The sequence below is a fragment of the Micrococcus sp. HMSC067E09 genome (assembly GCF_001812555.1).
Classification (GTDB): domain Bacteria; phylum Actinomycetota; class Actinomycetes; order Actinomycetales; family Micrococcaceae; genus Micrococcus; species Micrococcus lylae.
In genome coordinates this window covers 120931-146660 of record NZ_KV809453.1, presented here as the reverse complement: position 1 = coordinate 146660, position 25730 = coordinate 120931, and the positions used below count along the sequence as shown (strand labels likewise).

Genomic DNA, 25730 nt, shown 5'->3' with positions numbered 1-25730 from the left:
ATGTCCGAGAACACCGCACACACCCCGGGCACGGACCCGCACCCGCCCACCACCGGCTCCCTGCGTCAGGTCCAGGCCGCCCGCGTGACCATCAAGGACCTGAACAAGTCCTACGGATCGAACCACGTGCTCAAGGGCATCGACCTGGACGTCGCCCCCGGCGAGGTCGTCTGCCTCATCGGCCCTTCCGGCTCGGGCAAGTCCACGCTGCTGCGCTGCGTGAACCTGCTGGAGACCCCGAACAGCGGCACGGTGGAGGTCGGCGAGTTCACCGTGACCGACCCGGACGTGGACATCGACACCATGCGCCGCCACGTCGGCATGGTGTTCCAGCAGTTCAACCTGTTCCCTCATCTGACCGTGATGGAGAACTGCACGGTCGCCCAGATCAAGGTTCTCAAACGGGGGAAGGCCGAAGCACAGAAGGTGGCCCGGCGTCAGCTGCGGCGTGTGGGCCTCGGCGAGCTCGCGGACCGCTATCCGGACCAGCTCTCCGGCGGACAGCAGCAGCGTGTGGCGATCGCCCGCGCCCTGTCCATGGCCCCGCAGCTCATGCTCTTCGATGAGCCCACCTCCGCCCTCGACCCGGAGACGGTCGGCGAAGTGCTCGCCATCATGCGCCAGCTGGCCAGGGACGGCATGACCATGCTCGTGGTGACCCATGAAATGGGCTTCGCCCGCGAGGTGGCGGACCGCGTGGTCTTCATGGACGGCGGCATCGTGGTGGAGGAAGGCCGTGCCGCGGACGTCATCACCGACCCGCAGCAGCCGCGTACGCAGGACTTCCTGCGCCGCGTCCTCAACCCCACCGAGGTGGACATCTGACCGGCCGGGACGGCATGACGGCTGACGCAACGGGGCCCGCACCGGATGATCCGGTGCGGGCCCCGTCGTGCAGTGGCGTCAGGCTCAGGCGGCCTTGCGCAGCTTCTTCAGCTCCTCGCGGGCCTCGCGCAGGGCAGCGGTCTGCTCGTCGCGGGCGGCGTGGATGGCGTCCACCTTGTCGGCCTTGGCGGCGGCGATGGCCTCCACCTTGGCGTCACGGGCAGCGTCGATGCGGGCGGCGCGCTTCTTGGCGGCCTTGCGGCGCTTGCCCGGGCGGTTGGCCACGGAGTCGGCCATGATGCCCACGCCCGCGCCGACGAGGAACAGGTCCTTGGCCACCGCGGTGCCCTCCTGGGACGGGCGCACGCCGTCGGCCTGGGTCATCTCCGGGGTGTTCAGGTACATGGACATCAGGCCGCCGGAGAAGGCGGTCAGAGCGGCGCCGGCGAGCCATCCCGGGACCACCGGGAGCAGCAGGGCCGCGCCGGTGCCGATCTCGGAGGCGACGAGGAAGTTCTTGAACTGGGCCGGGGTCAGCTTCGACAGCTGCGGCACGCCCTTGACGGCCATCTGCTGGAGGCCGGCGGCCTGCTCGTCGGACAGCTTCCGCTTGTTGAGGCCCGAGTTGAGGATGAACGCGCCGGAGGTGAGGCGCAGGGGAATCTGGACGATGCTCATGGATCGCTTCCTTCCAGTCATTCCCGCGGCACACTCTGGTGCGCGAGAGGACGTCTGTAGTCGTCAGGGTCTACAGCAGGCCACACTACCGAAGTCCGCGCCCCGATGCGTCCTGGGCACCCCGGAAGTCGTCCCCTGACCGGCGTGGCCCCGACCCCGCCCGGGCCGAGGTGAGCAATCCCTCACGTCATGCCCTCTCTCCCCGCGTGCGCGCGTGCGCAAGAATGTCAGGCATGCACCTCACCCCTGGCGCCCTCTCCACGCTCGCGGCCGCCGAGTCCGCTGACTACGGCTGGCTCGGCAATGCGGTCGTCGCGATCATGGAGGCCGTCGGCCCCGTCGGCGTCGCCCTCGCCGTCTTCGCCGAGAACCTCTTCCCGCCGATCCCCTCCGAGCTGATCCTGCCGCTGGCCGGCTTCACCGCCGCGAACGGCGCCTTCTCCCCTCTCGCTGCCACCGCGTGGGCCACGGTCGGCTCCGTGGTCGGCGCACTCGCCCTGTACGGGGTCGGTGCAGCCCTCGGCCGTCGCCGCATGTACCGGATCGCGGACCGGCTCCCCCTGGTGGACATCGACGACGTCGAGGCCACCGAGCGCTGGTTCGCTCGCTACGGCACGTGGAGCGTGCTGCTGGGCCGCCTGATCCCGGTGTTCCGGTCCCTCATCTCCATCCCGGCAGGCATCGAGCGCATGCACCTGGGCCTGTTCGTCCTCTACTCCACGATCGGCTCGGCCGTGTGGAACACCGTCCTCGTCTACGGCGGCTACCTGCTGGGCGCGAACTTCCATCTCGTGTCGGACTATGCTGACCTGTTCTCCAACGTGGTCGTGGTCCTCGTCATCACGGTCCTGGCCGTCTGGGTGGTCCTGCGCGTGCTGCGGAACCGCCGACGCCGCCGAGACCCCGACTTCCGCCCCCGCACCGCGGACGAGGCGGCCGCCAAGATCGACGCCCTGCTCACCTCCCACGACCCGCGAAAGTGAACCCATGCCCTCCCCCGCTTCCCGACGTCGCTCCCGCGCTCTCCTCTCCGTCGTCGCCGTCGCGGTGTTCGCACTGACGGCCTGTGGTCCGAAGGACGACGCGGCCGATGATTCCTCCCCGTCGCCGTCGTCCTCCGCCACCGAGGCGACGACGCTGCCCCCGATGGACCTGGCCCCGTTCACCATGGACGTGCCGACGCACGACCTGGACATGCTGCCGGGAGCGACCCTGCGCGCGATCAAGGGCACCGACCCGGACTACGACGGCGCCTGGTTCGCCGTCCCGCACGCGGACACCTGGACGAAGGCCATGGAGGAGGCCGTGCTGGCCCGCGTGGACGCCTTCTCCCGTGACGCGACGGACCAGGATGTGCGCCTGGACGTGCAGCCGCTGCTCGCCGTGGTGGGTCCGACGGTCGCCGCGGCCCGCATCGTCTCCACCCAGAAGCGCGAGGACACCGCCGTCGCCGCATCGCGCGTGCTCTGGTACGACGCACAGCAGGGCAGGGTCCTCGACCCCGAGGACCTGTTCAGCGAGAGCGGCTGGAGCGCCCTGCGCCGCGAGATCGCCTCCCGCCTGCAGGAGGACCCGGACGTGAACGAAGACCGCCTCGACGCCGCCGTCCGCGAGCCGGACGCCGCGGAGAACCGACGGGTCTGGGACGGCATCGTGTTCCTGGAGGACGGCAGCCTGCTGCTCGAGGTGGACCAGGGCTCCCTGGCCCCGGAGGGCGCCGGCGTGCTCACCGCCCGCGTCTCCGCGGACATGCTCGGCCCCTGGCTCTCGGATGCCGGCCGTCGTGGACAGCAGGCGGCGCGCAACCCGCAGCCGCTGGTGCTGCAGCCGCCGCAGACCGCGGCACCGCGGACCTCCCAGGCACCCACCTCCGCTCCGCAGACGTCCCAGGCGCCGACCTCGAGCGGCGCCCCGTCCTCGTCCTCCCGTCCCACCGGCTCGGAGCCGGCCGAGCCGAGTGCGTCGGAGTCGTCCGCGACGCCGTCGCGCTCGACGTCCCCGACGCCCAGCACCTCGCCGACGCAGTCCGCATCGCCGACGTCCCCGAGCCCGTCGCGGACAGAGACCGAGTCGCCGACGCCCTCCCCGGACCCCTCGCCGACCGAGACCGACTCGCCGACCTCCCCGAGCCCCTCGCCGACCGAGTCCGAGTCGCCGACCCCGTCCTCGAGCGCATCGACGTCCCCGGACCCCTCGCCGACCGAATCCGAGTCGCCGAGCCCCTCGCCGACCGAATCCGAATCACCGACCTCCCCGAGCCCCTCGCCGACCGAGACCGAGTCGCCGACCCCGTCCGCGAGCGCATCGACGTCCCCGAAGCCCTCGGGGTCTCCGAGCCCGTCCGCGAGCGCATCGACGTCTCCGGGTTCCTCGAGGTCCCCGAACCCTTCCTCCACCGAGGGGACGCAGTCCGCAGAGCCCTCGCCCAGCGGGACCGTCGAGGCCTCCGCCACGGACACGGAGGCCACTGCGCCGCGTCTCGGGTGAGCAACCCCGGGTGGCCGCTGTCGGATGACCGGGCCAGGCGGGTCGGCATTCGGTCACGATGTGGCATCGTTCCGGCATCGATCCGGCCGGAGCCACGTCATCCGGCCGGTGAGGACCTCCGGCGAACGTACGCTGTGGTCCTTGGATGCCGCGCCTGTCCCCTGCCTATGGATCCATTCCGGACCCAGGACTGAGCGTGGCTCCCTCCCGTCCTACGTGCCCCGTCAGGGGCCTGTCGTCACGTGCTCCTGGAAGAGGTCCTCGTGTCCGCCCGTCCCCGCCCGCTCCGCCGTCTCACCGTCTCCGCCCTCCTGGCCGGCCTCGTGCTGACCGGCTGCGGGGCAGACCCCTCGGAGTCGGCAGTGCCCACCGGCGCCCGGGAGGCCTCCCGGACCTCCTCCCCTTCGGAGTCGTCCTCCTCTCCCTCCTCCACCGAAAGCGCGACGACGGCCCCCTCCTCCACTGCCTTGTCGTCCTCTTCCGCCCCGGCCACGGCGGCACCGAGCACGTCCGCGTCCGCCCCGGCGTCGCCGACGCGTTCCCCCTCGAGCACGGCCGCGCCCACCACGGACGCCCCGACTCCGACGCCCACGTGGTCCCCGTCGGCCCCACCGGTGCCTTCGACCACCGCTCCGGCGACACCAAGCCCCTCGCCGTCGCCGACCACCTCCGCACCGACGCCCACGCTGACGCCGGCGCCGACCCCCACTCCCACGCCGACCACCTCCTCTCCGGCTCCGACGCCGTCGCCGACCACCTCCGCACCGACGACCCCGCGCCCCACACCGACACCATCCGCCCCAGCCCCCACGCCGACCACCTCCGCACCGACCCCCACCCCCACACCCACGCCCACACCCACTCCGACGCCGACCTCGGGCCCGGTGGACTGCTCGGCCGTGCCCTGCGTGGCCCTGACCTTCGACGACGGCCCGGGCGCCCACACCTCGCGTCTGCTGGACATCCTGGCCGCCCACGACGTGAAGGCGACCTTCTACACGGTCGGCCGTCAGATCGAGCAGCGTCCCGGCGTCATCCGGAAGATGGCGGCCGCCGGCCACCAGATCGGCAACCACAGCTATGACCACCCGCAGCTGACTGCCGTCTCCGCGGACGCGGCGCGCCGGCAGATCGCCACCACAGACGCGCTGCTGCGCGCCCAGGGCGTCACCCCGTCCACGGTGCGGCCGCCGTACGGCTCCTACAACACCTCCGTCCTGCAGGTGCTGGGCTCGCTGGGCCACGGCGCCGTGAACTGGAACGTGGACCCCCGCGACTGGCAGGACAAGGACTCCCCGACCGTCGTCCAGCGCGTGACCTCCGCGGCCCGGCCGGGCGCGATCCTGCTGATGCACGACGTGCACTCCACCTCCGTGGACGCCGTGCCGCAGATCATCACGACTCTGAAGGCGCGCGGCTACCACTTCGTCACGGTGGACCAGATCACCGGGGGCGTCGCCCCGGGCTCCGCGGTGCACAGCGGCATGCACCCCTGAGGGGACTCCGGTTGGCGGCACCGTGCCCGCACCGGGGAGAATCGGCCCATGACCGAGCAGAACCCCGTGCCCGCCGAGGACCGCGCCCACGTCCATGACCACAACCGGGACAAGGACCCGGAGCTGTTCCGCCGCGAGCCGGTGTCCTTCGTACGTCGCGGCTCCCGCCTGAACCGCTCGCGGCAGGCGGTGTGGGAGCGCATGGCGGACGAGGTCCTCGTGGAGGTCCCCCGATTCCGCGCGGTCACCTCCGTGGCGCGGGACGCTCAGGTGGACTGGGACGCACAGTTCGGCCGCAGCGCCCCGCTGCTCGTGGACATCGGCTCCGGCCAGGGCGAGTCCACTGCGCAGGGGGCGAAGGACCGACCGGACTGGAACGTGCTGGCCGTGGAGGTGTATATTCCGGGCCTCGCCGGGCTGATGGGGCTCGTGGAGCGCGAGGGCCTGACCAACGTGCGCGCGGTGGAGGCCAACGCCCCGGAGCTGCTGGACCACACCATGGAGCCCGGTTCCGTGGACGAGGTCTGGATCTTCTTCCCGGACCCGTGGCACAAGGCCCGCCACCACAAGCGACGACTGGTCTCCACCGCCCTGGCCGAGCGTCTGGCGCGGGTGCTGCGCCCGGGCGGGGTGCTGCGCCTGGCCACGGACTGGTCCGGCTACGCCGTGCACATGCGGGCGGTCATGGACGCCGCCGCCGACTTCGAGAACCCCCATGCCGGCGAGCGCGCGGGCGAGGACTCGCCGCTCACACGCGTCCGGCGCGAGGGCCGTGAGCTCGAGGTGGGAGCGCAGCCCCTGCCCGCCGGCTGGGACGACGCCGAGGCCGGGCAGCGTCCGGCCCGCGCGGGCCTGGGCGAGGCCGTGGTCGCCTCCGAGGCGCAGGACCCGGTGGACCACGTCGGCGGCTGGGCTCCGCGCTTCGAGGGCCGCCCCCTCACACAGTTCGAGAACAAGGCCCTCAAGGCCGGCCGCCTCGTCTTCGACCTCACCTACGTGCGCCGCTGAGCCTTTCCCGACGCCGGCCGCCCGCCTCAGGCGCGCGGCAGCGGCAGGCCGGTGGTGACGCGGGCCGTGGCCGCAAGGGTGATGGTTCCCGGGTCGCGGTAGCCGCGCGGGGCGTCCTCCCCGGCCTGCGGGCTCCATCGGGAGGTGTCGTGCCCTCGCACGGCGACTCCGTCCAGGGTGCTGCCGTCGGCGGTCCGCTCCACGGCACCGCGGGCTCGGCCCTGCGCACCGGCCGCCGGAGGCTCCACGGGCAGGGTGTGCACGCCGGACCAGGGAAGGCGTCGGCCGCTGAACCGGCCGATCTGCGCCAGCCGGTCCTGCGGTGCCGACGCCTCGTAGACACGGAGCGGGTCCATCCCCATGAGCGCCGGTTCCCGGGCGAGCCGACGCGGCAGGCCGATGGCCCCGGCGAGCACCAGCACGTCCACCGAGGGCACGGCGTCCCCGGCCTGGCGGCGCTGCTGTAGCAGCTCGAGCGCATACGCGGCCACGACCGTCCCGTAGGAGTGTGCCTCCAGCCCGAGGTGCACCTGCGGCACAGCTCCGGGCTGGGCACGGCGCAGCTGGTCCTGGCAGCGCATCAGGTGGTCGGCCAGCGCGCGGGCACCGGTGCGGGCCGGCGAGTCGAACAGGGTGGCCAGGGCGTTCGGGGACCGGTAGCCCAACCAGGCGATCGTCGCCGGACGCGGCGCCCCGGCGGCCCGCTGGGCGGCCCAGAGGTTCCCGGCCTCGTTGACGGCGCCCCACATGGCGGTCTCGGGGCGGATGCCCATGCCGGAGACCATCCAGGTCACGTGCGTGGCGGTGAAGGGGTCGCCCACGGCCACCACCGCCACGGGGCCGGTCTTCGGGTCCAGGCTGTACTCGAGCAGCACCCGGTCCGGCAGACAGCGGTCCAGCCCGTCCGGCTTCAGGGCGTGCACCACGCCGTCCAGAGCTCGCCGGGCGCGGCGGCCCAGCTCGGGCCGGCGGCGCATGTCGGCGCGCAGCCGATCGCGGAGGGCCGCGAGCCGCTCCGGGGAGAACGGGCCCTGCTCCGGCGAGGCCGAGGCGGAGGCGACGGCCGCACCGGTGGTGCCGGCGCCGTCGTCGGGAAGGGACAGGGGCCCGGCCACGGTCAGTCCTGCGGCGGGGTCCAGGTGAGCACTCGGCGGGTGCGGGAGTAGCCGGTGGGCAGGGCGCGGACCACCGCACCGCGCTGGCGCGGGGTGCCCGTAGTGGGCGCGGGGACGGCGGTGCGGCCGGTGCGACGCTCTCGGGTGCGCGTCTCGGAGTCGCCGTAGCGGGTGGAGACGTCGCCGCCGGCGCCCACGGTGAAGACGCGGGCCAGACGGGAGGCCTGGTGCAGGCGGTCCACCTGTCCGGCCAGGTCTGCGACGGTGTCCTGGAGCTGCTCCACTTCCCGCTGCAGGTCCACGATCCGGCGGATCCCCTCGAGGGACACGCCTTCGCGGGACAGCGCCTGCACGGTGCGCAGCCGGTCCACATCGGCACGGGAGTAGCGGCGCTGGCGGCCGCCCTGGCGCTGCGGAACCACCAGGCCGAGGCGGTCGTACTGGCGCAGGGTCTGCGGGTGCATGTCCGTCATCTCCGCGGCGGCGGAGATCACGAACACCGGTGCGGTCCAGTCCGCGCCGCGGTGCGCCGCCGCCCGGGCCGCACTCGCGGTGCGGTCCCGGGCGTCGTCACGGTCGGCTGCGCTCACCAGGAGGCCCTCGTCGCCAGGTCGGCGCGCACGTCGGTGCCCTCGGTGGCCCGGGCGAAGGCCTCCACGGCCTCACGCGCCTCGTCCGAGAGGTCGGTGGGCACCGCCACCTGCAGCTCCACGAACAGGTCGCCGGTCCTCTTCTTCGCCGGCACGCCGCGGCCCTTCAGGCGCAGCACCTTGCCGGAGCCGGAGCCGGCGGGGACCTTCACACGGACCTCGCCGTCCAGGGTGGGCACGGCCACGGTCGCCCCCAGGGCCGCCTCCGCGAAGGTGACGGGCACGGTGATGCGCAGGTCGTCGCCGTCGCGGTGGAAGAACGGGTGCTCGCGCACCTGCACGGTGACCATCAGGTCGCCGCGGCCGGCGGCGCCGGGTGAGCCCTTGCCGCGGACACGGACCTTCTGGCCGTCCCGGATGCCTGCCGGGATGCGCACGTCCACGACCTCCCCGTCCGCGGCACGCAGGGACACGGTGGTGCCCTTCATGGCGCCGCGGAAGGAGATGGTGGTGGTGGCGGTGCGGTCCGCGCCCTTGGACGGGGACGGCTGGCCGAAGCCGCCGAACCCGCCGCCCGGGGAGCCGCCGAAGCCGCCCGCGCCGCCGCCGGTGAAGGCGCCGAACAGGTCGGACAGGTCCGGGCCGCCCCCGCCTCCGGTGGAGAAGCGGGTGCCGCCGCGGCCGGCGTTGAACAGGTCGCCGAACACGTCCTCGAAGCCGCCGGTCCCGCCGCCGCCCGGGGCGGTGAAGCGGGCACCGCCGCCCATGGCGCGCAGGGCGTCGTACTCCTGGCGCTGCTGGGGGTCGGAGAGCACCGTGTTCGCCTCGGTGATCTCCTTGAACTTGCGCTCGGCCTCCGCATCTCCGGGGTTCTGGTCCGGGTGGTGCTTGCGGGCGAGCTTGCGGTAGGCCTTCTTGATGTCCGACTCGGAGGCGTCCTTGGACACCCCGAGGATCGCGTAGAAGTCCTTGTCGATCCAGTCCTGCGAGGCCATCGCCGCCTCCTCTCTGTCAGGTGTGGTGGTTCATCTGCGCCACGCCCGCCGCCGGGCGTCGCCGGTGCCGTGGGCGTCACGGGTGCCGTGGGCGTCGCGGCCGGTGCTGCCGGCCGCGACGTCCACGGCGCAGGTCACTCCGCGCCGGCGGAGACCATGACCTGGGCGGCGCGCAGCACGCGGCCGTTGCGCACATAGCCGTTGCGGAAGACCTGGACGATGTGCTCGGCCGGGACCTCGTCGTTCGGTTGGCGCAGCACGGCCTCGTGCACGGCCGGGTCGAACTCGGTGCCGGCCAGGGACTCCTGGTCGTGGCGCTCGAGGCCGAGGCCGTTCAGCACGGTGTCCAGCTTCGCGGCGATCGCGGCCATCGGGCCGTCGGCGAGCTCGCCGGCGGCACGGGCGGCGTCCAGATCGTCCAGGACCGGAAGGAGGGACGTCACGGCCTTCAGGACGCCCTGGTCCTTGGCGACGTCGCGGTCGCGGTCCACGCGGCGCTTGTAGTTCACGTATTCGGCCTGCACACGGCGCAGGTCCTCCTCCAGCTCGGCCTCGCGGTCCGAGCCGGCGGGCGCGGCCTCGGCGCCGTCGGCGTCCGCGCCGGCTTCCCGGAGGATCTGCTCGGCCTGGGACAGGGCGTCGCCGTCGGCCTGCTCGCCGTCCACCTCCTGCGCTGCGGCGGCCTCCTGCTCGGCGGTCTGCTCTGCGGCGCGGTCGGCGGCCTCGGCGGCCTGTCCGTCCTGCCGGACGTCCTCGGGCTGGGTGTTCTCGTCGGGCTGCTTGTCCTGGCTCATGCCGGGCTCCTCTCATGCGGCCGCGTCCGGTGCGGCCGGAAGTCTGCGTGCCCCTGGTGGGGCGGGGACGACGACGGCGGGTCGGCTCCGCAGCGTCGGGCTGCGGTCTGCCGGCCCGCCGTCGTCGGATGAAGGTCACCGGTCCCGGCCGGCCGTCGGCATCAGGTGCCGCCGGCCGGCCCGCGCCGGATCAGTCCTTCTTCTCGTCGTCCTCGTCGACCACCTCGGCGTCGACGACGTCCTCGTCGGCGCCGTCGGCCTGGTCCGCGCCCGGCTGCTCGCCGGCGGCGGCGCCGTCGGCCTGCTGCTGGGCGTAGAGGGCCTCGCCGATCTTGACCTGGGACGCCTGGAGCTTCTCGAACGCGGCCTTGACCTCGTCGTCGTTGTCCTGCTTCTCCAGAGCGGCCTTGAGGGCGTCGACGTCGGCCTGGACCTCGGTCTTCACCTCATCCGAGAGCTTCTCGCCGTTCTCCTTGAGGAGCTTGTCCACGGCGTAGGCCGACTGCTCGGCCTGGTTGCGCTGCTCGGCGGCCTCGCGGCGCTTCTTGTCCTCCTCCGCGTGGGCCTCGGCGTCCTTGACCATGCGGTCGATGTCCTCCTGGGAGAGCGAGGAGCCGCCGGTGATGGTCATGGACTGCTCGGTGCCGGTGCCCTTGTCCTTGGCGGACACGTGGACGATGCCGTTGGCGTCGATGTCGAAGGTGACCTCGATCTGCGGCATGCCGCGCGGGGCCGGCGCGATGCCGGTCAGCTCGAACGTGCCGAGGTTCTTGTTGTCCCGGGTGAACTCGCGCTCGCCCTGGAACACCTGGATGGACACGGACGGCTGGTTGTCCTCGGCGGTGGTGAAGGTCTCCGAGCGCTTGGTCGGGATGGCGGTGTTGCGCTCGATGAGCTTGGCCATCACGCCGCCCTTGGTCTCGATGCCCAGCGACAGCGGGGTCACGTCGATCAGCAGGACGTCCTTGCGCTCACCGGCAAGCACGCCGGCCTGCAGGGAGGCGCCGATGGCGACGACCTCGTCCGGGTTCACGCCCTTGTTCGGCTCCTTGCCGCCGGTGAGCTCCTTGACGAGCTCGGTGACGGCCGGCATGCGGGTGGAGCCGCCCACCAGGACCACGTGGTCGATGTCGCCGACCTTCACGCCGGCCTCGGCGATCACGTCGTCGAACGGCTTGCGGGTGCGCTCCAGCAGGTCCGCGGTGAGGTCCTGGAACTTCGCACGGGAGAGGTGCTCGTCCAGGTGCACCGGGCCCTCCGGGGTCACGGAGAGGTACTGCAGGGAGATGTTGGTGCTGGTCGCGGAGGACAGCTCCTTCTTCGCCTGCTCGGCGGCCTCCTTGAGGCGCTGGAGGGCGATCTTGTCCTTGGACAGGTCGGCGCCCTTGGCCTTGGCCTGCTGCAGCAGCCAGTCCACCACCCGCTGGTCCCAGTCGTCGCCGCCGAGGCGGTTGTCGCCGGAGGTCGCGCGGACCTGGATGGTGGAGAAGTCGTCCTCGTCCTTGCCCACCTCGAGGAGGGACACGTCGAAGGTGCCGCCGCCGAGGTCGAAGACGAGGATGAGCTCGTCCTCCTTGCCCTTCTCGAGGCCGTAGGCCAGGGCGGCCGCGGTCGGCTCGTTGATGATGCGGGACACGTTCAGGCCCGCGATCTCGCCGGCCTCCTTGGTGGCCTGGCGCTCGGCGTCGTTGAAGTAGGCCGGGACGGTGATCACCGCGTCGGTGACCTTCTCGCCCAGGTACTCCTCGGCGTCGTGCTTCAGCTTCATCAGGGTGCGCGCGGAGATCTCCTGCGCCGTGTACTTCTTGCCGTCCACCTCGGTGGTCCAGTCGGTGCCCATGTGGCGCTTGACCGAGGCCAGGGTGCGGTCCGGGTTGTTGACGGCCTGGCGCTTGGCGACCTCGCCGACCAGCACCTCGCCGGACTTGGAGAAGGCGACCACCGACGGGGTGGTGCGTGCGCCCTCGGCGTTCGCGATGACGACCGGGTCGCCACCCTCGAGGACGGCGACCACGGAGTTGGTGGTGCCCAGGTCGATACCCACTGCTCGCGACATCATGTGTCCTTTCGTCGACTGCTGCTCGAGGTGACCGCGGCCGACCGGTGCCGGCCGCCCTTGAGCGTTCTGGACTCAACCTGCCACCGGAGCGGAAGGCCTGTCAAGAAACCTGAGTCACCTCGACTCATGTTCTGGTGTCGTGCAGTACAACCCCGCCCCCGGGGACTTCATTCCCGGCGCCTGGTGATCCTCGTCACATCCCTGCCGGACCCGCTCTCGGGCATCTCGCGGGCGCCCTCCCGGGCTTCCCGCGGAAGCGCTCGCGGCGCCCGCGCGGAGCCCTGCCGCGCCCATCGCAGTGCCGGCGCACAGGTGCTGACTAGACTTCTGAAGATCGGACCCGCAACCCAGGAGTGACACGTGCTCATCCTCTCGAGTCGCATGCGACCCACAGAGCAGTTCGAGGGATACGCCTTCGTCGGCACGGACTACGTGCACGGGCCCGCGGGCATGGCCGCGTATCGCGCACGCACCGGCCGCACCGTCGGCCCCGGCGAGGACGGCTGCTACGTGGTCGCACGCCGGGCGGGCAGGCTCTTCGGCCGCCGCTTCGAGGTGGGCACGGACGCCAGCGGTCTGGGCCGTCTCTTCCTCTACCGCAGCGGCGACGAATGGGCGCTCGGCTCCTCCTACAGCGGGCTGGTGGAGCACCTGCGCGCCGAGGGCATGACGCTCACGCCCCGGCTCGGCAGGCTCCGTCCGTTCGCCCTCCGCCAGACGCTGACCATGCAGCTGTCCACCTTCCAGACGCCGTTCGACGAGATCCGACTCCTGCCGGTCGGCACCGTCGCGGTGATCCGCGGGGGCGTCCTCGTGCTCGAGCGCGCCCCCGAGCTCGAGCCGCTCGAGTACGAGGCGGCGCTCCAGCAGTACCTCGACGTCTGGCGCGGGCGCACCCGCGCCCTGCTCGCGGACCCGCGGGTCACCTTCACCGCGGACCTCAGCGGCGGCGTGGACTCCCGCACGGTGTTCGCGTTCCTCCTCGAGTCCGGCCTGTTCCGCACGGACTCGGACCGGTTCTGGCTGCACTCGGGCGTCAACCAGAAGGAGGACCTGGCCGTCGCGAAGGGGATCGCCGAGGCCCACGGCCTGACGGTGAACGGCCCCAAGCCGCCCTCCCGCACCCTGATCTCCGGGTCCCGCGCCTACCGCCACTGGCGGGAGAACAGCCTCGGCGTGTACACCCCGGTCTACATGTCCTCGACGTTCCAGAACCCGTTCGAGGTGCATGCACACGGCGGCGGTGGCGGCACCATCAAGCAGTACTACCGGCATGCCGAGCCGCTGCGCCTGCTGGAGCCGCTCGAGGGGAAGATGCCCGCCGCCGACTTCGCCCTCTGGCAGGAGGAGATGGCCACCACGCAGGAGCAGCTGAAGCAGATCGCCCCGGGCGTCGTGCCGAGCATCCAGCACTACCTCGAGTTCCGGAACCGCTTCCACTTCGGCCACATCCCGAAGGCCCGCCCGCTGTTCATGCCGCTCAACTCGAAGTACGCCATCCGGGCGCTGACCGCCCTCCCGCAGGACGTGCGCCGCCGCTTCTACTTCGACGTCATGGAGTCCCTGGTCCCCGGGCTCAAGGACGTGGACTACGACAGCGCCCGCAAGGCACCCACCGCGCAGGAGCTCGAGAGCCTGGTCGTCCTGCCCGCCTCGGACCGGCTCGCCGCCGGCACGGCCTACGGCGACGACACGGTCGAGGCAGCCGACCCGGACGATCCCCTGTCCGCCGGCTTCCAGCGCTGGCTGCAGGACATCGACCGGGCCGCCGCCCGCCCGGAGGTGCGTCGCTTCATCATGGGCCGTGCCATGGCGCGCACAGACCGCACAGTGGAGGCCCTGCGCGCGCTGGGCAAGCCCTTCCACTCCCACTCCGGTCACTCCGTGGCGCTGTCCCACCTGCTGATGGTGGACTTCACCCTCGGCGACTGACCGACGCCCCACGCCCGCCGTGGCGGGACGACGACGGCCCGCACCCTCTCCGCGGTGGGCGCGGGCCGTCGTCGGAAAGGGCCCGGCAGGACCCGGGTCAGGCGGCCTCGGCCGGCCACCAGACCTTCGGGCCGATGTCACGCACGAGCGCGGGGATCAGCAGGGTGCGGACCACGAGGGTGTCCAGCAGCACGCCGAAGGCCACGATGAACCCGAGCTGCACCATGAACATCAGCGGGATCACGGCCAGCGCCGCGAACGTCGCCGCGAGCACCACGCCGGCGGAGGTGATGACGCCACCGGTGACCGTGAGCGCCTTGAGGACTCCGGCCCGGGTGCCGACCACGCCCGCCTCCTCGCGCGTGCGAGTCATGAGGAAGATCGTGTAGTCCACGCCGAGCGCCACGAGGAACACGAAGCCGTACAGCGGCACGGTCGGGTCCGCCCCCGGATACTCGAAGACGTGGTTGAACACGAGCGCCGAGACTCCCATCGCGGTGCCGAAGCTGATGACGGTGGCCGCCACCAGCAGGACGGCTGCCAGCACGGAGCGGAGCAGCACCATCAGGATGAGCAGCACCACCACCAGTACCAGCGGGATGATGACCACGAGGTCGCGCTGGGCGGTGTCGTTGGTGTCCAGCGCCTCAGCCGCGGTGCCGCCCACGAGGGTGTCGCCCGGGATGCCCTGCAGCTCGGTGCGGATCGTCTCGATGGTCTGCTGCGCGTCGAGGGACTCGGCCGGGTCGGCCAGGGTCACGGAGAACAGCACGTGGCCGTCCACCTCGAGCGGCGGCAGGTCCCTCGGCGGGGTCTCCGCCGGGGCGCCGCCCTCAGCCTCGAGCTGGACCTCGGCGACGCCGTCGGTGCCCTCGAGGATCTCCTGTACGCGGTCGCGCTCGTCCACCGGCACCACGATGTTCGCCGGGGAACCGGAGCCGGCGGCGAAGTGCTCCGAGAGCACGGCCTGGCCGGCCTTCGCGTCGGACTCGCCGAGGATCACGTCGGTCTGGGAGACGCCCGAGGCGTTGAGCTGGGTGATGCCGGCGGCCACGGCGAGCAGCACGGCGGCGGTGACGATCCAGACCGCGCGGGCATGGCGGGCCACGAAGGCGGCCGAGCGCGTCCAGATCCCATGGTCGTTCTCGAGGCCGGCGATCGGACGGCCCTCGGCGTCCTCCGGCTGGCGGTAGGACCTGGCCTCGGCGGCCAGCCTCTCCCTGCGGGCGCGGGCGTTCGCCGGTGACGGGATGTTCGGCCAGAAGGCGACACGGCCGAGCAGCTGGAGGATCCCCGGAAGCATGGTGAGCGCGGCGAGCCAGGCGAAGAGGATGCCGGAGGCGGCGATCGGGCCGAGCGAGCGGTTCGAGTTCAGGTCGGAGAACAGCAGGCAGAGCAGGGCGATCGCCACGGTGGACGCCGAGGCGGTGATGGCGCCGAAGGTGCCGCGGACCGCCGCCACGAGGGCGTCGAACACGTGCTCGCGGACCAGCAGCTCCTCGCGGTGGCGGGCCACCAGGAGCAGGCAGTAGTCCGTGGAGGCGCCGATCACGAGGATCGAGAGGATGCCCTGGGACTGGCCGTTGAGCTGGATCCAGTCCCAGCGGGCCATCCAGTACACGGCCACGATCGCGGCGCACAACGCACCCATGGCGGTCAGCAGCACGACGATCGGCAGCAGCACCGAGCGGTACACGACCACGAGGATCACGAACACCACCGTCAGTGCGACGGCGAGCAGGATGCCGTCGATGCCGGCGAACGCGCCGCCCAGGTCCGAGGCCAGGCCGGCCGGGCCGGTCACGTGCCACTGCGTGTCCGCCAGCGAGGAGTCCTGCACGGCGGGGTCGTCCGCGGTGGTCTGGGCCAGCACGGCGCGCAGCTGATCCACCACGGAGTCGAGCTCGGGGGCCCCGTCCGAGGTGTCCACGAGGGCGATGAGCTGGAGCGCCCCGCCGTCCTCGCTCGGGAACGGGCCCACGACCTCCTGCACACCCTCGACGTCCTTCAGGGCGCCGGTGGGCGCTTCGACGGCGGGGGCGTCCACTTGGGGATCGACATCCGCCTCGCCCGCGACGACTGCCGGCACGGCCTCGCCCTGACGGAACTTCGCGGCCTCCTCGGAGGCGAGCGTGGACTCGGCGCTCGCCGGCAGGAAGGTCGCCTGGTCGTTGGAGGAGACCTCGGAGATCGCGCCGAACGTCGGGCCGCCGAAGCCCATCGCCGCGAACCACAGGACGGACAGGATCACGGCCAGGCCGGTGCGCAGGCCTGCTGACGGGCGCTTCGCACCTGTCAGCGGGGCGGGCGCGCCGGGCTCGGCGCCCGCGTGCCGGCCGTCCGCGGCCGGGTCGTCTGCGGGGGCTGTCCCCCGGCGTCCGGCACGGGCCGGCGGAGAACGGTACTCGTCGAGAGGTGAGGCAGCGGAGGCGTCCGAACCGGGCGCGCGTGAAGGCATGGGACAACCCTACGGTGGTTCGACCGTCAAACCAACTGGATGTGGGCGAGTAGACTCCAGGACTGTGAACTCCGCGCCCGACCCTCACGGCCCCCTGCATGCGGTGACGACCGCCCTGCGGGACTTCGGGGAGAGCGCGGACCGGATGGTGGACCTGGCCGGACGCGCCGTCGGGCTCTACCGCACGGACCTGCGCGCCCTGAGCATCCTCATGCGCCGCGCCTCTGCCGGTCTAGAGACCAGCGCCTCGGACCTCGGCGGCCACCTGCGCCTCACCAAGCCCGCGACGACCGCTGTGGTGGACCGGCTCGTCGAGTCCGGCCACGCCACCCGCGCACGTTCCCAGCAGGACCGCCGCCGCGTGCTGGTCCACCACACCGATTCCGCCGTCCGCGACGGCATGGCGGCCTTCGCCCCCATGGGCGGCGCGCTGCGCGCCGCCCTCGCGGACTTCACCGACGAGGAGCTGCGGACGGCCCTGCAGGTCATCCGCACCGCGACCGCCTCGCTCACCGAGCTCGAGTCGACCCTCCCCGCACAGGACTCCGCCGCGGAGCCCCGGGAAGACGCCCGAGAGGCCTCGTGAACGTGAGCAGGACACCTGACTCGGACGGCCGCGCCGCCTTGTCCCACGGCCCCGTCCTGGTCGGCGTGGACGGCCGCTCCGGCTCCGGGAAGACCACCCTCGCGGCCGCACTCGTCGACCGGCTCTCGCCGTTCGCCGAGGTCCGCCTGCTCGCCCTCGAGCAGATGTACCCCGGCTGGGACGGCCTGGCGGCCGTCACCGACGACGACGGGCCCTACGTGGCTGCGCTGCGTCGCCTGGCGGCGGGGGCGCCTGCCGACGTGCCCACCTGGGACTGGCACGAGGGCCGACCCGGCCCACGGCGGACCGTGGCGCCGGCCGACGTGGTGGTCTGCGAGGGGGTCGGCGCGCTCTGCCGCGGCGCCCGCAGCCTGCTGACCCTCGGCGTCTGGGTGGATGCCGACGACGCCGACCGGCGCACCCTCGCCCTCGCCCGCGACGGCGAGGTCTATGCCCCGCACTGGGACCGCTGGGCGGCGCAGGAGGAGCGTTACCTGACGGACCACTCCCCCGCGCACGCCGCCGGCCTGCGGGTGCGCCTGCACTGAGCCGAGACCATCCCTGGACGGGATCTGATCTGGGACGATGTGGGCGAAGTCACCTGATGCGCCACACCATTAGCGGAGCACAGCGCTCCGCTTACGGATATAGTGTCAGCGGCGAATTGTCCGCCGCCTCGCGCCTGACACACGTCTCGTCACGGAAGGCCTCCCCTCCTCATGGCAAAGCTCCTGTACCGCCTCGGCATCGCCTCGGCGCGGCGCCCGTTCGTCGCGATCGTCGCCTGGCTCGTGGCCCTCGCCCTCGCCGTCGGCTCCTTCCTCGCCTTCGGCGGCACCCTGTCCTCCTCCGTGGACATCCCGAACACGCGCACAGCGCAGCTGACGGACCGCCTCGAGCGCGAGTTCCCGGACGCGGCGAAGGGCTCGGGCAGCGTCGTCTTCGCCACCGAGGACGGCTCTGCGTTCACCCGGTCCCAGCGCCAGGAGATCGCCAAGCTGATGAAGGAGGTCGAGGGCGTCGACGTCGTGGACGAGACGCAGAACCCGTTCGCCCTCCAGAAGGAGCTGGACGACGCGAAGACCCAGGTCACCGACGGCAGGCAGGAGCTGGAGAAGGGCGAGAAGCGGGTCTCCGACGGCAAGGAGCAGATCGCCGACGGCAAGACCCAGCTGGCCGAGGGCGAGAAGCAGATCGAGGACAACCAGGCCCAGCTCGACGACGCGAAGACCCAGCTCGACGAGGCCGAGCCGCAGATCACCTCCGGCAAGGCCGAGCTGGACGCCGCCAAGGAGCAGCTGGACGCCGGCAAGGCCGAGCTCGACGCCGCCAAGGAGCAGCTGGACGCCGGCCGTGCCGACCTCGACTCCTCCAAGCAGCAGCTCGACGCCGGCCAGGCCGAGCTCGACTCCAAGGCGCAAGAGCTCGAGCAGGCCGAACAGCAGCTGGAGGCCGGGCAGGCCGAGCTCGAGGCCCGGCAGGCCGAGCTCGACTCCTCCAAGCAGCAGCTGGACGCTGCGAAGGCCGAGCTCGACTCCTCGAAGCAGCAGCTCGACGCCGGCCAGGCCGAGCTGGACGCCGCCAAGGAACAGGCGATCGCCCAGGGCATGACCGAGAAGCAGGCCGAGCAGCAGTTCGCTGACCAGCAGGCCGAGCTGGACGCCGGCCGGCAGCAGTACGAGCAGGGCCTCGCCCGGTGGGAGGCCGGCCAGGCCGAGTACGAGCAGGGTGCCCGGCGCATCGAGGCCGGCCGCGCCGAGCTCGAGCAGTCCCGCACCCAGCTCGAGCAGGGCAGCGCCCAGCTGGAGCAGGGCCGTGCCGAGCTCGAGGCCGGCCGCCAGCAGTACGAGCAGGGCGAGGCCGAGTGGCAGGCCGGCAAGGCCGAGTACGACTCCGGCCGCGCCCAGTGGCAGCAGGGGCAGGAGCAGCTCGACGCCGGCAAGGCCGAGCTCAAGTCCAAGAAGGAGCAGCTCGCCCAGGCCGAGCAGGACCTCGCCGAGGGCGAGCGCCGGATCGAACAGAACCGCCCGCAGCTCGAGCGCGGCGAACGCACCCTCGCCCTCACCGAGGACTTCCGTGCGGTCTCCGAGAAGGGCGACGTGGCCATGGGCCGCGTGGTCTTCGGCATGCCGACCATGGACCTGGAGACCGAGCAGAAGGAGGAGGTCACCTCCCTGCTGACCGACGCGGACATCGAGGGCGTGGACATCTACCCGGACCAGCAGCTCAACGCCCTTCCGCAGGTGATGGGCCCGGCCGAGGTGGTCGGCCTGATCGTCGCCGCCATCGTGCTGGTGATCATGCTCGGCACGCTGGCCGCGGCCGGCCTGCCCCTGCTCAACGCCCTGATCGGCGTGGGTGTGGGCGTCGCCGGCGCCCTGGCCTTCTCCGGCGTCGTGGAGATGATGTCCGTGACCCCGGTGCTGGGCATCATGCTCGGTCTTGCCGTGGGCATCGACTACGCGCTGTTCATCGTCAACCGTCACCGGCAGCAGCTGAAGGCCGGCATGCCCGTGCACGAGTCCATCGGCCTGGCCAACGGCACCTCCGGCAACGCGGTGGTGTTCGCGGGCCTGACCGTGATCATCGCCCTGGCCGCGCTGAACGTCACCGGCATCCCGTTCCTGGGCCTGATGGGCACGGTGGCCGCGGCCTGCGTGGCGATCGCCGTGCTGGTCGCCGTGACCCTGACCCCGGCTCTGCTGGCCCTGATCGGGCCGAAGGCGCTGAGCAAGAAGGAGCGCGCCCGCGTGGAGGCCGGGGAGCTGCAGCCGCTGCACGGTGACAAGCCGACCCGCGGCGGAGCCAAGCGCACCCGGATGTCCACCGGATCCGCGGTCGTGACCTCGCTCGCGGCGATCGTGGCCCTGGTGGTGATCGCCCTTCCGTTCGGCTCCATGCGCCTGGGCCTGCCCGACGGCGGCTCCGAGCCGGTCGGTTCCAGCTCCGAGCGCGCCTACACGCTCACCGGCGAGGCCTTCGGCGACGGCTACAACGGCCCGCTCGTGGTGACCGCGGACCTGCCGAAGGGCCTGTCCGGGGACGAGGCCACGGATCTGCAGCTCACGGTCGCCGAGCAGGTGGCGCAGATGGACCACGTGAAGGCGGCGGTGCCCGCGGCCCTGAACGGGGACCGCTCGCTGGCCATGATCCAGGTCATCCCGGAGGAGGGTCCGAACGCGATCTCCACCGAGGAGCTCGTGCAGACCCTGCGCTCCACCGAGGCGGCGGGCGAGGCCACCGGCCTCGACGTGGCCGGCGTGACCAGCGGATTCATCGACGTCTCTGCGAAGCTCTCCGAGGCCCTGCCGCTGTACCTCACCCTGGTGCTGGGCCTGTCCCTGGTCATCATGGTGCTGGTGTTCCGGTCCCTGCTGGTCCCGCTGATCGCCACCGGCGGCTTCATCCTCTCGGTGTTCGCCGCGATGGGCGCGGTCGTGGCCATCTACCAGTGGGGCTGGCTCAGCTCGATCTTCGGCGTGCACTCCCCGGGCCCGGTGCTCAGCTTCCTGCCGACCATCATGATCGGCGTGCTGTTCGGCCTGGCCATGGACTACCAGCTGTTCATCGCCTCCGGCATGCGCGAGGCCTACGCCCACGGCAAGCCCGCCCGCGAGGCCGTGCTCTCCGGTCTGCGCGCCGGCCGCTCCGTGGTGATCGCCGCCGCGATCATCATGGTCTCGGTGTTCGGCGGCTTCATCTTCGCCCACGACGCGATGATCCGCCCGATCGGCTTCGGCCTCACCGTGGGCGTGCTCTTCGACGCCTTCGTGGTGCGCCTGCTGCTGATGCCGGCGGTCATGCACCTGCTGGGACCGGCGGCCTGGTGGCTGCCGGGCTGGCTGGACCGCATCCTGCCGGACGTGGACGTCGAGGGTGCCAAGCTCGAGGGCGACCACGAGGCCCCGGCCGGGGACCGCACGGTCACCGGTGAGATCCCGCAGGTCCAGACCCCGCCCACGCACTGATCCTCCCGCCGCCGCCCGGCCCCGCAACAGGCCGCCGGGCACGCGGCACCGACCGACGCCGTCGGACACGTCGCCGCCTGGCCCGGGCACTACCCTGGGGGCCATGAGCACCGTGTCCGGCGGCGTCGCCGCCTCCCGTGAAGTCCTCGTCCTGCTGCGTCCCTCCGGGGTCGCCGGGCTCGTCCCCGAGCTCGCGGACCCCTCGGCCCCGCACCTCACCGTGAAGGACCAGGGCGTGTCCCGCGGCGACGGCCTGTTCGAGACCGCCCTCGCGGTCCCGGGCGATCACGGTGCGCTGACTGTCCGCAAGCTCGGCGCGCACCTGGGCCGCCTGGGAGGCTCCGCGGAGATCCTCGACCTGCCGGTGCCCTCCCCCGCCCAGTGGCGCCAGGCGATCGACATGGGCCTCGCGGAGTTCGCCCGCTCCTGCCCTGGCACCGCCGCCACCGTGAAGCTCACCGTGACCCGCGGCCCGGAGACGGCCGCAGGCCTCGCCCCGCAGCCCACCGCCTGGGTGCTGCTCACCGCCACGGCCCTGCCGGACCCGTCCGTGCGTCCGGCCGGCCTGCGCGTGCTCCTGCTGAACCGCGGCCTGGACTCACGGGTGGCAGACAAGGCCCCGTGGCTGCTTGCCGGCGCCAAGACGCTGTCCTACGCGGTGAACATGGCCGCTCTGCGTCACGCCAAGGCCAACGGCGCGGACGACGTCCTGTTCGTGTCCTCGGACGGCCAGCTCCTCGAGGGGCCGACGTCCACAGCGCTGCTCGTCCGCCGCGACGCCGAGGGCCGCCGCGAGCTCGTCACCCCGCTGCGTCAGCAGGGCATCCTCGCCGGCACCTCCCAGGCCGTGGTGTTCGCCGCCGCCGAGCGGGAGGGCTGGCCGCTGGGCTACGGACCGCTGACTCCGGCCGACCTGGAGGGCATCGAGGGCCTGTGGCTGGCCTCCTCCGTGCGCGGGGTGGCCCCGGTGCTCAGCGTGGACGGTGAGCCGATCCCTGTGGACGACGAGCTGACCGACCGGCTGAACGCGTGGCTCCGCGAGGACCGGGACCCGGGCGCGCACGCCGTCACCGTGGACTGAGCGGCGTCCGCCGGAGCCCTGCGGCCCGCCGCGGCCGACGGGGCGCGTCGCGTGCCGTGCCTGCGCGCGGGCCCCGCCGGTAGGCTGGGGCGCAGACATCCGCCGAACCGACCGTTCCGGCCCCTCGCCCCGAAGGAGAACCCCCTCCATGAACACCGTCCTGCAGAAGCTCATCGCCACCGGCATCACCATCGCCGGAGGCATGGTCGGCTCGCAGCTGGTCACGACCGGCTGGCGCCTCGCCACCGGCCACGAAGCCCCGCGCGACGCCACCGACGACGAGCTGCCCCTGGTGGAGGCCCTGTCCTTCGCCTTCATCTCGGCCGGCATCTCGGCCCTGATCAAGGTCGCCGGCCAGCGCGGCGCCGGCACCGCCATGCGGCGCTTCGAGGCGAAGACCGCCAAGAGCATCGACAACGAGGTCTGACCCTCACCGAGCCGCTCCTCGGCTCCCGCAGGGAGCCGGAGTGCTCCCACCCGCTGCACGATGACGGCGCGGCACCCTGACCGGGTGCCGCGCCGTCCTCGTGGTGTCAGGAGGCGGCGGAGGACGTCAGCGGGTCCCGCCGTCCTTCCGGCTCACCGGGGTGTCGACAGGCTTCGGGGCGGAGCCGTCCGGGGAGACCACCGGCTGGGGCGCGGTGTCCGCGGGATGCTCGCTGTGCCGTCCCCGGCGGACGACGTCGGCGAGCTCGTCCCGGTCCAGCAGGTCGCGCTTGACGTGACGGGTGCGGTAGCCGGCACGTGCCACCAGATGGGCGGCCACGGGCGCGGTGATCATCTGCAGCAGCCACGCGAAGAACAGGATGGGCAGCCAGACCCACGACCGCCACACGACGGCCAGGCCGGCGAGCATGAGCAGCAGGCCGAGGACCTGGGGCTTGGCGGCGGCGTGGATGCGGGTGAGCAGGTCCGGGAGCACCGTCAGGCCCACGCCGGCCACGAGCGAGAGGGACGCACCGAGGATCAGCAGCACGGCGGCGACCGTGTCCCAGAGCAGTGCAGTGTCAGCCACGGGACTCCTCCTTCACAGCCGAGGGCGTGCGCGGCGCGTGGTCCGCGGTGGAGGGGTCCGGGCGCATCTGTGCGCCGGCCTCCTGGGCATGGTCCGGACGGTTGTCCTCCACGAAGCGGGCCAGGGTCACCGAGCCCACGAATCCGACCATCGAGGCGAGCACGACCAGCACGATGGTGTTGGTGTGCCGGTTGACGGCCATCTCCAGGACCAGGGCGCCGGACAGGACCACGAGCAGCACGTCGGACCCGATGGCCCGGTCCAGCAGGGAGGGGCCACGGACGATGCGGAAGATCGCGCCGACCGCGCCGACCGCCAGCAGCAGGCCGGCCACGACGGCGGCGACGAACAGGGGCGTGCTCATCGGCGCTCTGCCTCCTCGGCGTCGGCGAAGGGACGGTGGATGTGCGGCGGATGGCGGCGGTACTCGTCCATGTCCTCGTACGGCGGGGCACTGTCCGGGTACCGGCGCACCAGCTCGAGGTCCGCGGCGGAGCCGACGGCCCGGATGATGCGGGCCTCCACGCGCAGGGCGTTGCGCCGGATGCGGTCGATGCGCTCCTCGCCGGCGGCGTCCAGGCAGTGCAGGTACAGGGTGGCGGTGGCGCGGTCCACGTCCGGGACGATCGAGCCGGGCACGAGGGCCAGAGCGTGGCTGGTCAGTGTGATGATCAGGTCGTCGTGGCTGCGCAGGCGGACCTCCACGACGGAGTGCCGGGAGCTGCGGGGCCGGAGGAGGACCACCATGGAGACGGCGATGGACGCCGCCACCACGTCCTTGAGGAAGGTCAGCGTGAACACCAGGATCCCCCAGGGATGGAAGCGCCCGGGGAACTGCACCGGCGGCAGCGGCAGCAGCCGCTTCAGCAGCAGGGCGAACAGCAGGCCCACGAGCATGACGCCCGGGGTGAAGTCCTGCCACAGGGCGCACCAGAGCAGGACCATGACAACCACCACCGGCCACTGCGTGAGCTGGGCGCGCAGACCGGTGGGGCGGGTCCGTGCGGTCGTGTCAGCGTCCGTCATGGCCCTCCTCCGTCGGGTCGTCCGCCAGGTCCTCCGCGGCCTCCTCGGCGGCGGCCTCCCCCAGCACGGCGGTGATGTACGGGGTGCGGTCCATCATGTCCTGGGCCGCCTGGTCCGAAAGGTCGTAGAGCGGGCCGGCGAAGACGGTGAACGCCACGCTCAGCGCGACCAGGCCGGCGGTCGGCAGGACCAGGCCCATGCTCAGCGGCTTGGGTCGGCGGCCAGAGGCCTTGGCCCGTTGGTAGGCGGAGACCAGCTGCGCCGGCGGGTGCTCGACGTCGTCGATGCGGCGCCAGAAGGCACGCGCCCAGGCGCGGACCACCACGAGCAGCGTCAAGAGGGACACGATCACGGAGACCGCGACGAGCACCCAGGCCAGCGGGGTGGCCTGCTCGACGCCGCCCGCCAGCAGGCCGATCTTGCCGAAGAAGCCGGAGAACGGCGGGATGCCGGCCAGGTTCATGGCGGGGATGAAGAACAGGACGGCCACCAGGGGCGAGACGAAGGCCAGCGAGCCGAGCCGGTCGATGTTCGCCGTGCCCGCCCGGTTCTCGATGAGGCCGGTGACCAGGAACATGCCGGTCTGCACGGTGATGTGGTGGGCCACGTAGAAGACCGTGGCCGCCAGGCCGAGCTCGGAGGCCAGGCCCAGGCCGAAGATCATGTAGCCGATGTGCGAGACGAGCGTGAAGGACAGGATTCGCTTCAGGTCCGACTGGGCGAGGGCGCCCAGGATGCCCACCACCATGGTCAGCGCCGCCACGACCATCAGGAGTGTGTTGACGTGCTCTCCCGGGAACAGCAGCGTCTCGGTCCGGATCAGCGCGTAGACGCCGACCTTCGTCAGCAGGCCCGCGAAGACCGCGGTGACGGGGGCGGGGGCGGTCGGGTAGGAGTCGGGCAGCCAGAAGGACAGCGGGAACACCGCCGCCTTGATCGCGAAGCCCACGAGCAGCATCACGTGCAGGACCATCTGGACGTCCGTGGGCAGGTCGCCGAGCTTGCCTGCCAGGTCCGCCATGTTCACGGTGCCGGTGGCCGCGTAGATCATGGCGATCGCCACGAGGAACACCATGGAGGAGATCACGGACACCACCACATAGGTGATGCCGGCGCGGATGCGCTGGCCGGTGCCGCCCAGGGTGAGCAGCACATAGGAGGCGGTCAGCAGGATCTCGAAGCCCACGTAGAGGTTGAAGAGGTCACCGGCGAGGAAGGCGTTGGACACGCCCGCCACGAGGATCAGGTAGGTGGGGTGGAAGATCGAGACGGGCCCGCCCTCGTCTTCGTCCACCACGCCCTGCGCAGTGGCGTAGAGCAGCACCGCAAGGGTGATGAGCGAGGAGATCACGAGCATCAGCGCGGACAGGCGGTCCACCACGAGGGAGATGCCGATCGGGGGGACCCAGCCGCCGATGTTCACCGCGGCGGCACCCGTCTCCCAGACGACGGCCAGCAGGCCGACGTTGAGCACGAGCGTCAGAGCGAGGGTCAGGATCGTGAGGGTGATCTGCGCGCGCGGACGGCGCACGAGCGTGAAGGTCAGAGCCGCGCCGAGCACGGGCAGCAGGACGGCCAGCGGGGCCAGGTCCGTCAGCGGAGTCGAGCCGAGCATGA

23 protein-coding genes are annotated in these 25730 nt (G+C 72.3%); 11 read left to right on the top strand and 12 right to left on the bottom strand.

Features of this window, described 5'->3' with window-relative positions; genetic code table 11:
- On the top strand, positions 1-825 hold the full coding sequence (locus tag HMPREF2863_RS10990) for an amino acid ABC transporter ATP-binding protein (RefSeq protein WP_067189620.1): 825 nt from the start codon (positions 1-3) through the stop codon (positions 823-825).
- An 84-nt stretch (positions 826-909) separates the two neighbouring features.
- Here HMPREF2863_RS10990 and HMPREF2863_RS10985 read toward each other — a convergent pair whose 3' ends face one another.
- Positions 910-1503 (bottom strand): hypothetical protein, encoded by a 594-nt coding sequence (locus HMPREF2863_RS10985; protein ID WP_070640156.1) that lies wholly within the window; start codon positions 1501-1503, stop codon positions 910-912.
- 233 nt (positions 1504-1736) lie between these two features.
- On the opposite strand from HMPREF2863_RS10985, the gene HMPREF2863_RS10980 reads away from it, so the two are divergent.
- Complete coding sequence (locus tag HMPREF2863_RS10980; protein WP_227718860.1) at positions 1737-2486, top strand: DedA family protein; 750 nt, start codon at positions 1737-1739, stop codon at positions 2484-2486.
- Positions 2487-2490: 4 nt separating this feature from the next.
- Positions 2491-3990, top strand: coding sequence for a hypothetical protein (locus HMPREF2863_RS11940; protein ID WP_070640153.1), 1500 nt, complete (start codon positions 2491-2493; stop codon positions 3988-3990).
- A 238-nt stretch (positions 3991-4228) separates the two neighbouring features.
- Here HMPREF2863_RS11940 and HMPREF2863_RS12235 read toward each other — a convergent pair whose 3' ends face one another.
- On the bottom strand, positions 4229-4840 hold the full coding sequence (locus HMPREF2863_RS12235; protein WP_127913492.1) for a hypothetical protein: 612 nt from the start codon (positions 4838-4840) through the stop codon (positions 4229-4231).
- A 49-nt stretch (positions 4841-4889) separates the two neighbouring features.
- On the opposite strand from HMPREF2863_RS12235, the gene HMPREF2863_RS11930 reads away from it, so the two are divergent.
- Positions 4890-5486 carry a polysaccharide deacetylase family protein gene (locus HMPREF2863_RS11930; protein WP_210386731.1) on the top strand — a complete coding sequence of 199 codons (597 nt, stop codon included), beginning with the start codon at positions 4890-4892 and terminating at the stop codon, positions 5484-5486.
- 48 nt (positions 5487-5534) lie between these two features.
- Positions 5535-6494: a tRNA (guanosine(46)-N7)-methyltransferase TrmB gene (gene trmB, locus HMPREF2863_RS10960; RefSeq protein WP_067189629.1), complete on the top strand. Its 960-nt coding sequence runs from the start codon at positions 5535-5537 to the stop codon at positions 6492-6494.
- A 26-nt stretch (positions 6495-6520) separates the two neighbouring features.
- Here the strand turns inward: trmB and HMPREF2863_RS10955 are convergent, their stop codons facing one another.
- The 5 genes from HMPREF2863_RS10955 to dnaK all read right to left on the bottom strand — a co-directional run bounded on the left by HMPREF2863_RS10955 (position 6521) and on the right by dnaK (position 12044).
- Entirely contained in the window at positions 6521-7609 is a 1089-nt protein-coding gene (locus HMPREF2863_RS10955; RefSeq protein WP_246828893.1) for an alpha/beta hydrolase, read from the bottom strand.
- A gap of 2 nt (positions 7610-7611) precedes the next feature.
- The gene (locus HMPREF2863_RS10950; protein ID WP_067189631.1) at positions 7612-8199 is read right to left on the bottom strand and encodes a heat shock protein transcriptional repressor HspR; all 588 of its coding nucleotides are present in this window, start codon (positions 8197-8199) and stop codon (positions 7612-7614) included.
- Positions 8196-9194 (bottom strand): DnaJ C-terminal domain-containing protein, encoded by a 999-nt coding sequence (locus HMPREF2863_RS10945; RefSeq protein ID WP_070640145.1) that lies wholly within the window; start codon positions 9192-9194, stop codon positions 8196-8198. Before HMPREF2863_RS10945 ends, HMPREF2863_RS10950 begins: the two co-directional genes overlap by 4 nt.
- A 134-nt stretch (positions 9195-9328) precedes the next feature.
- A complete protein-coding gene (locus tag HMPREF2863_RS10940; RefSeq protein WP_083315390.1) occupies positions 9329-9988 on the bottom strand; it encodes a nucleotide exchange factor GrpE in 660 nt (219 codons plus the stop codon).
- Between the two features lie 190 nt (positions 9989-10178).
- Positions 10179-12044: a molecular chaperone DnaK gene (gene dnaK, locus HMPREF2863_RS10935; RefSeq protein WP_067189665.1), complete on the bottom strand. Its 1866-nt coding sequence runs from the start codon at positions 12042-12044 to the stop codon at positions 10179-10181.
- Positions 12045-12428: 384 nt separating this feature from the next.
- Here dnaK and HMPREF2863_RS10930 point away from each other — a divergent pair, with 384 nt between their 5' ends.
- Positions 12429-13979, top strand: coding sequence for an asparagine synthetase B family protein (locus tag HMPREF2863_RS10930; protein ID WP_141756426.1), 1551 nt, complete (start codon positions 12429-12431; stop codon positions 13977-13979).
- Between the two features lie 97 nt (positions 13980-14076).
- Here HMPREF2863_RS10930 and HMPREF2863_RS10925 read toward each other — a convergent pair whose 3' ends face one another.
- Positions 14077-16437 carry an MMPL family transporter gene (locus tag HMPREF2863_RS10925; RefSeq protein WP_083315389.1) on the bottom strand — a complete coding sequence of 787 codons (2361 nt, stop codon included), beginning with the start codon at positions 16435-16437 and terminating at the stop codon, positions 14077-14079.
- Between the two features lie 64 nt (positions 16438-16501).
- On the opposite strand from HMPREF2863_RS10925, the gene HMPREF2863_RS10920 reads away from it, so the two are divergent.
- The 5 genes from HMPREF2863_RS10920 (at position 16502) to HMPREF2863_RS10900 (ending at position 22499) form a co-directional block, all read left to right on the top strand.
- Positions 16502-17023: a MarR family winged helix-turn-helix transcriptional regulator gene (locus HMPREF2863_RS10920; RefSeq protein WP_246828892.1), complete on the top strand. Its 522-nt coding sequence runs from the start codon at positions 16502-16504 to the stop codon at positions 17021-17023.
- A gap of 2 nt (positions 17024-17025) precedes the next feature.
- Positions 17026-17571: a nucleoside/nucleotide kinase family protein gene (locus tag HMPREF2863_RS10915; protein ID WP_246828891.1), complete on the top strand. Its 546-nt coding sequence runs from the start codon at positions 17026-17028 to the stop codon at positions 17569-17571.
- 171 nt (positions 17572-17742) lie between these two features.
- Positions 17743-20991, top strand: a complete 3249-nt coding sequence (locus HMPREF2863_RS10910) for an MMPL family transporter (RefSeq protein ID WP_070640133.1) — start codon at positions 17743-17745, stop codon at positions 20989-20991.
- 103 nt (positions 20992-21094) lie between these two features.
- Positions 21095-22072 carry an aminotransferase class IV gene (locus tag HMPREF2863_RS10905; RefSeq protein ID WP_083315388.1) on the top strand — a complete coding sequence of 326 codons (978 nt, stop codon included), beginning with the start codon at positions 21095-21097 and terminating at the stop codon, positions 22070-22072.
- A 148-nt stretch (positions 22073-22220) separates the two neighbouring features.
- Complete coding sequence (locus tag HMPREF2863_RS10900; RefSeq protein WP_070640130.1) at positions 22221-22499, top strand: DUF4235 domain-containing protein; 279 nt, start codon at positions 22221-22223, stop codon at positions 22497-22499.
- 126 nt (positions 22500-22625) lie between these two features.
- Here the strand turns inward: HMPREF2863_RS10900 and mnhG are convergent, their stop codons facing one another.
- From mnhG to HMPREF2863_RS10880, 4 genes are read right to left on the bottom strand one after another with little or no spacing between them, the layout of a single operon-like run.
- Positions 22626-23087, bottom strand: a complete 462-nt coding sequence (mnhG, locus tag HMPREF2863_RS10895; protein ID WP_082739682.1) for a monovalent cation/H(+) antiporter subunit G — start codon at positions 23085-23087, stop codon at positions 22626-22628.
- Positions 23080-23451, bottom strand: a complete 372-nt coding sequence (locus tag HMPREF2863_RS10890; protein WP_070640127.1) for an MrpF/PhaF family protein — start codon at positions 23449-23451, stop codon at positions 23080-23082. Before HMPREF2863_RS10890 ends, mnhG begins: the two co-directional genes overlap by 8 nt.
- Complete coding sequence (locus HMPREF2863_RS10885) at positions 23448-24113, bottom strand: Na+/H+ antiporter subunit E (RefSeq protein WP_070640123.1); 666 nt, start codon at positions 24111-24113, stop codon at positions 23448-23450. The genes HMPREF2863_RS10890 and HMPREF2863_RS10885 overlap by 4 nt, the downstream gene beginning before the upstream one ends.
- A complete protein-coding gene (locus HMPREF2863_RS10880) occupies positions 24100-25728 on the bottom strand; it encodes a Na+/H+ antiporter subunit D (RefSeq protein ID WP_193763051.1) in 1629 nt (542 codons plus the stop codon). The genes HMPREF2863_RS10885 and HMPREF2863_RS10880 overlap by 14 nt, the downstream gene beginning before the upstream one ends.
- Positions 25729-25730 lie beyond the last annotated feature (2 nt).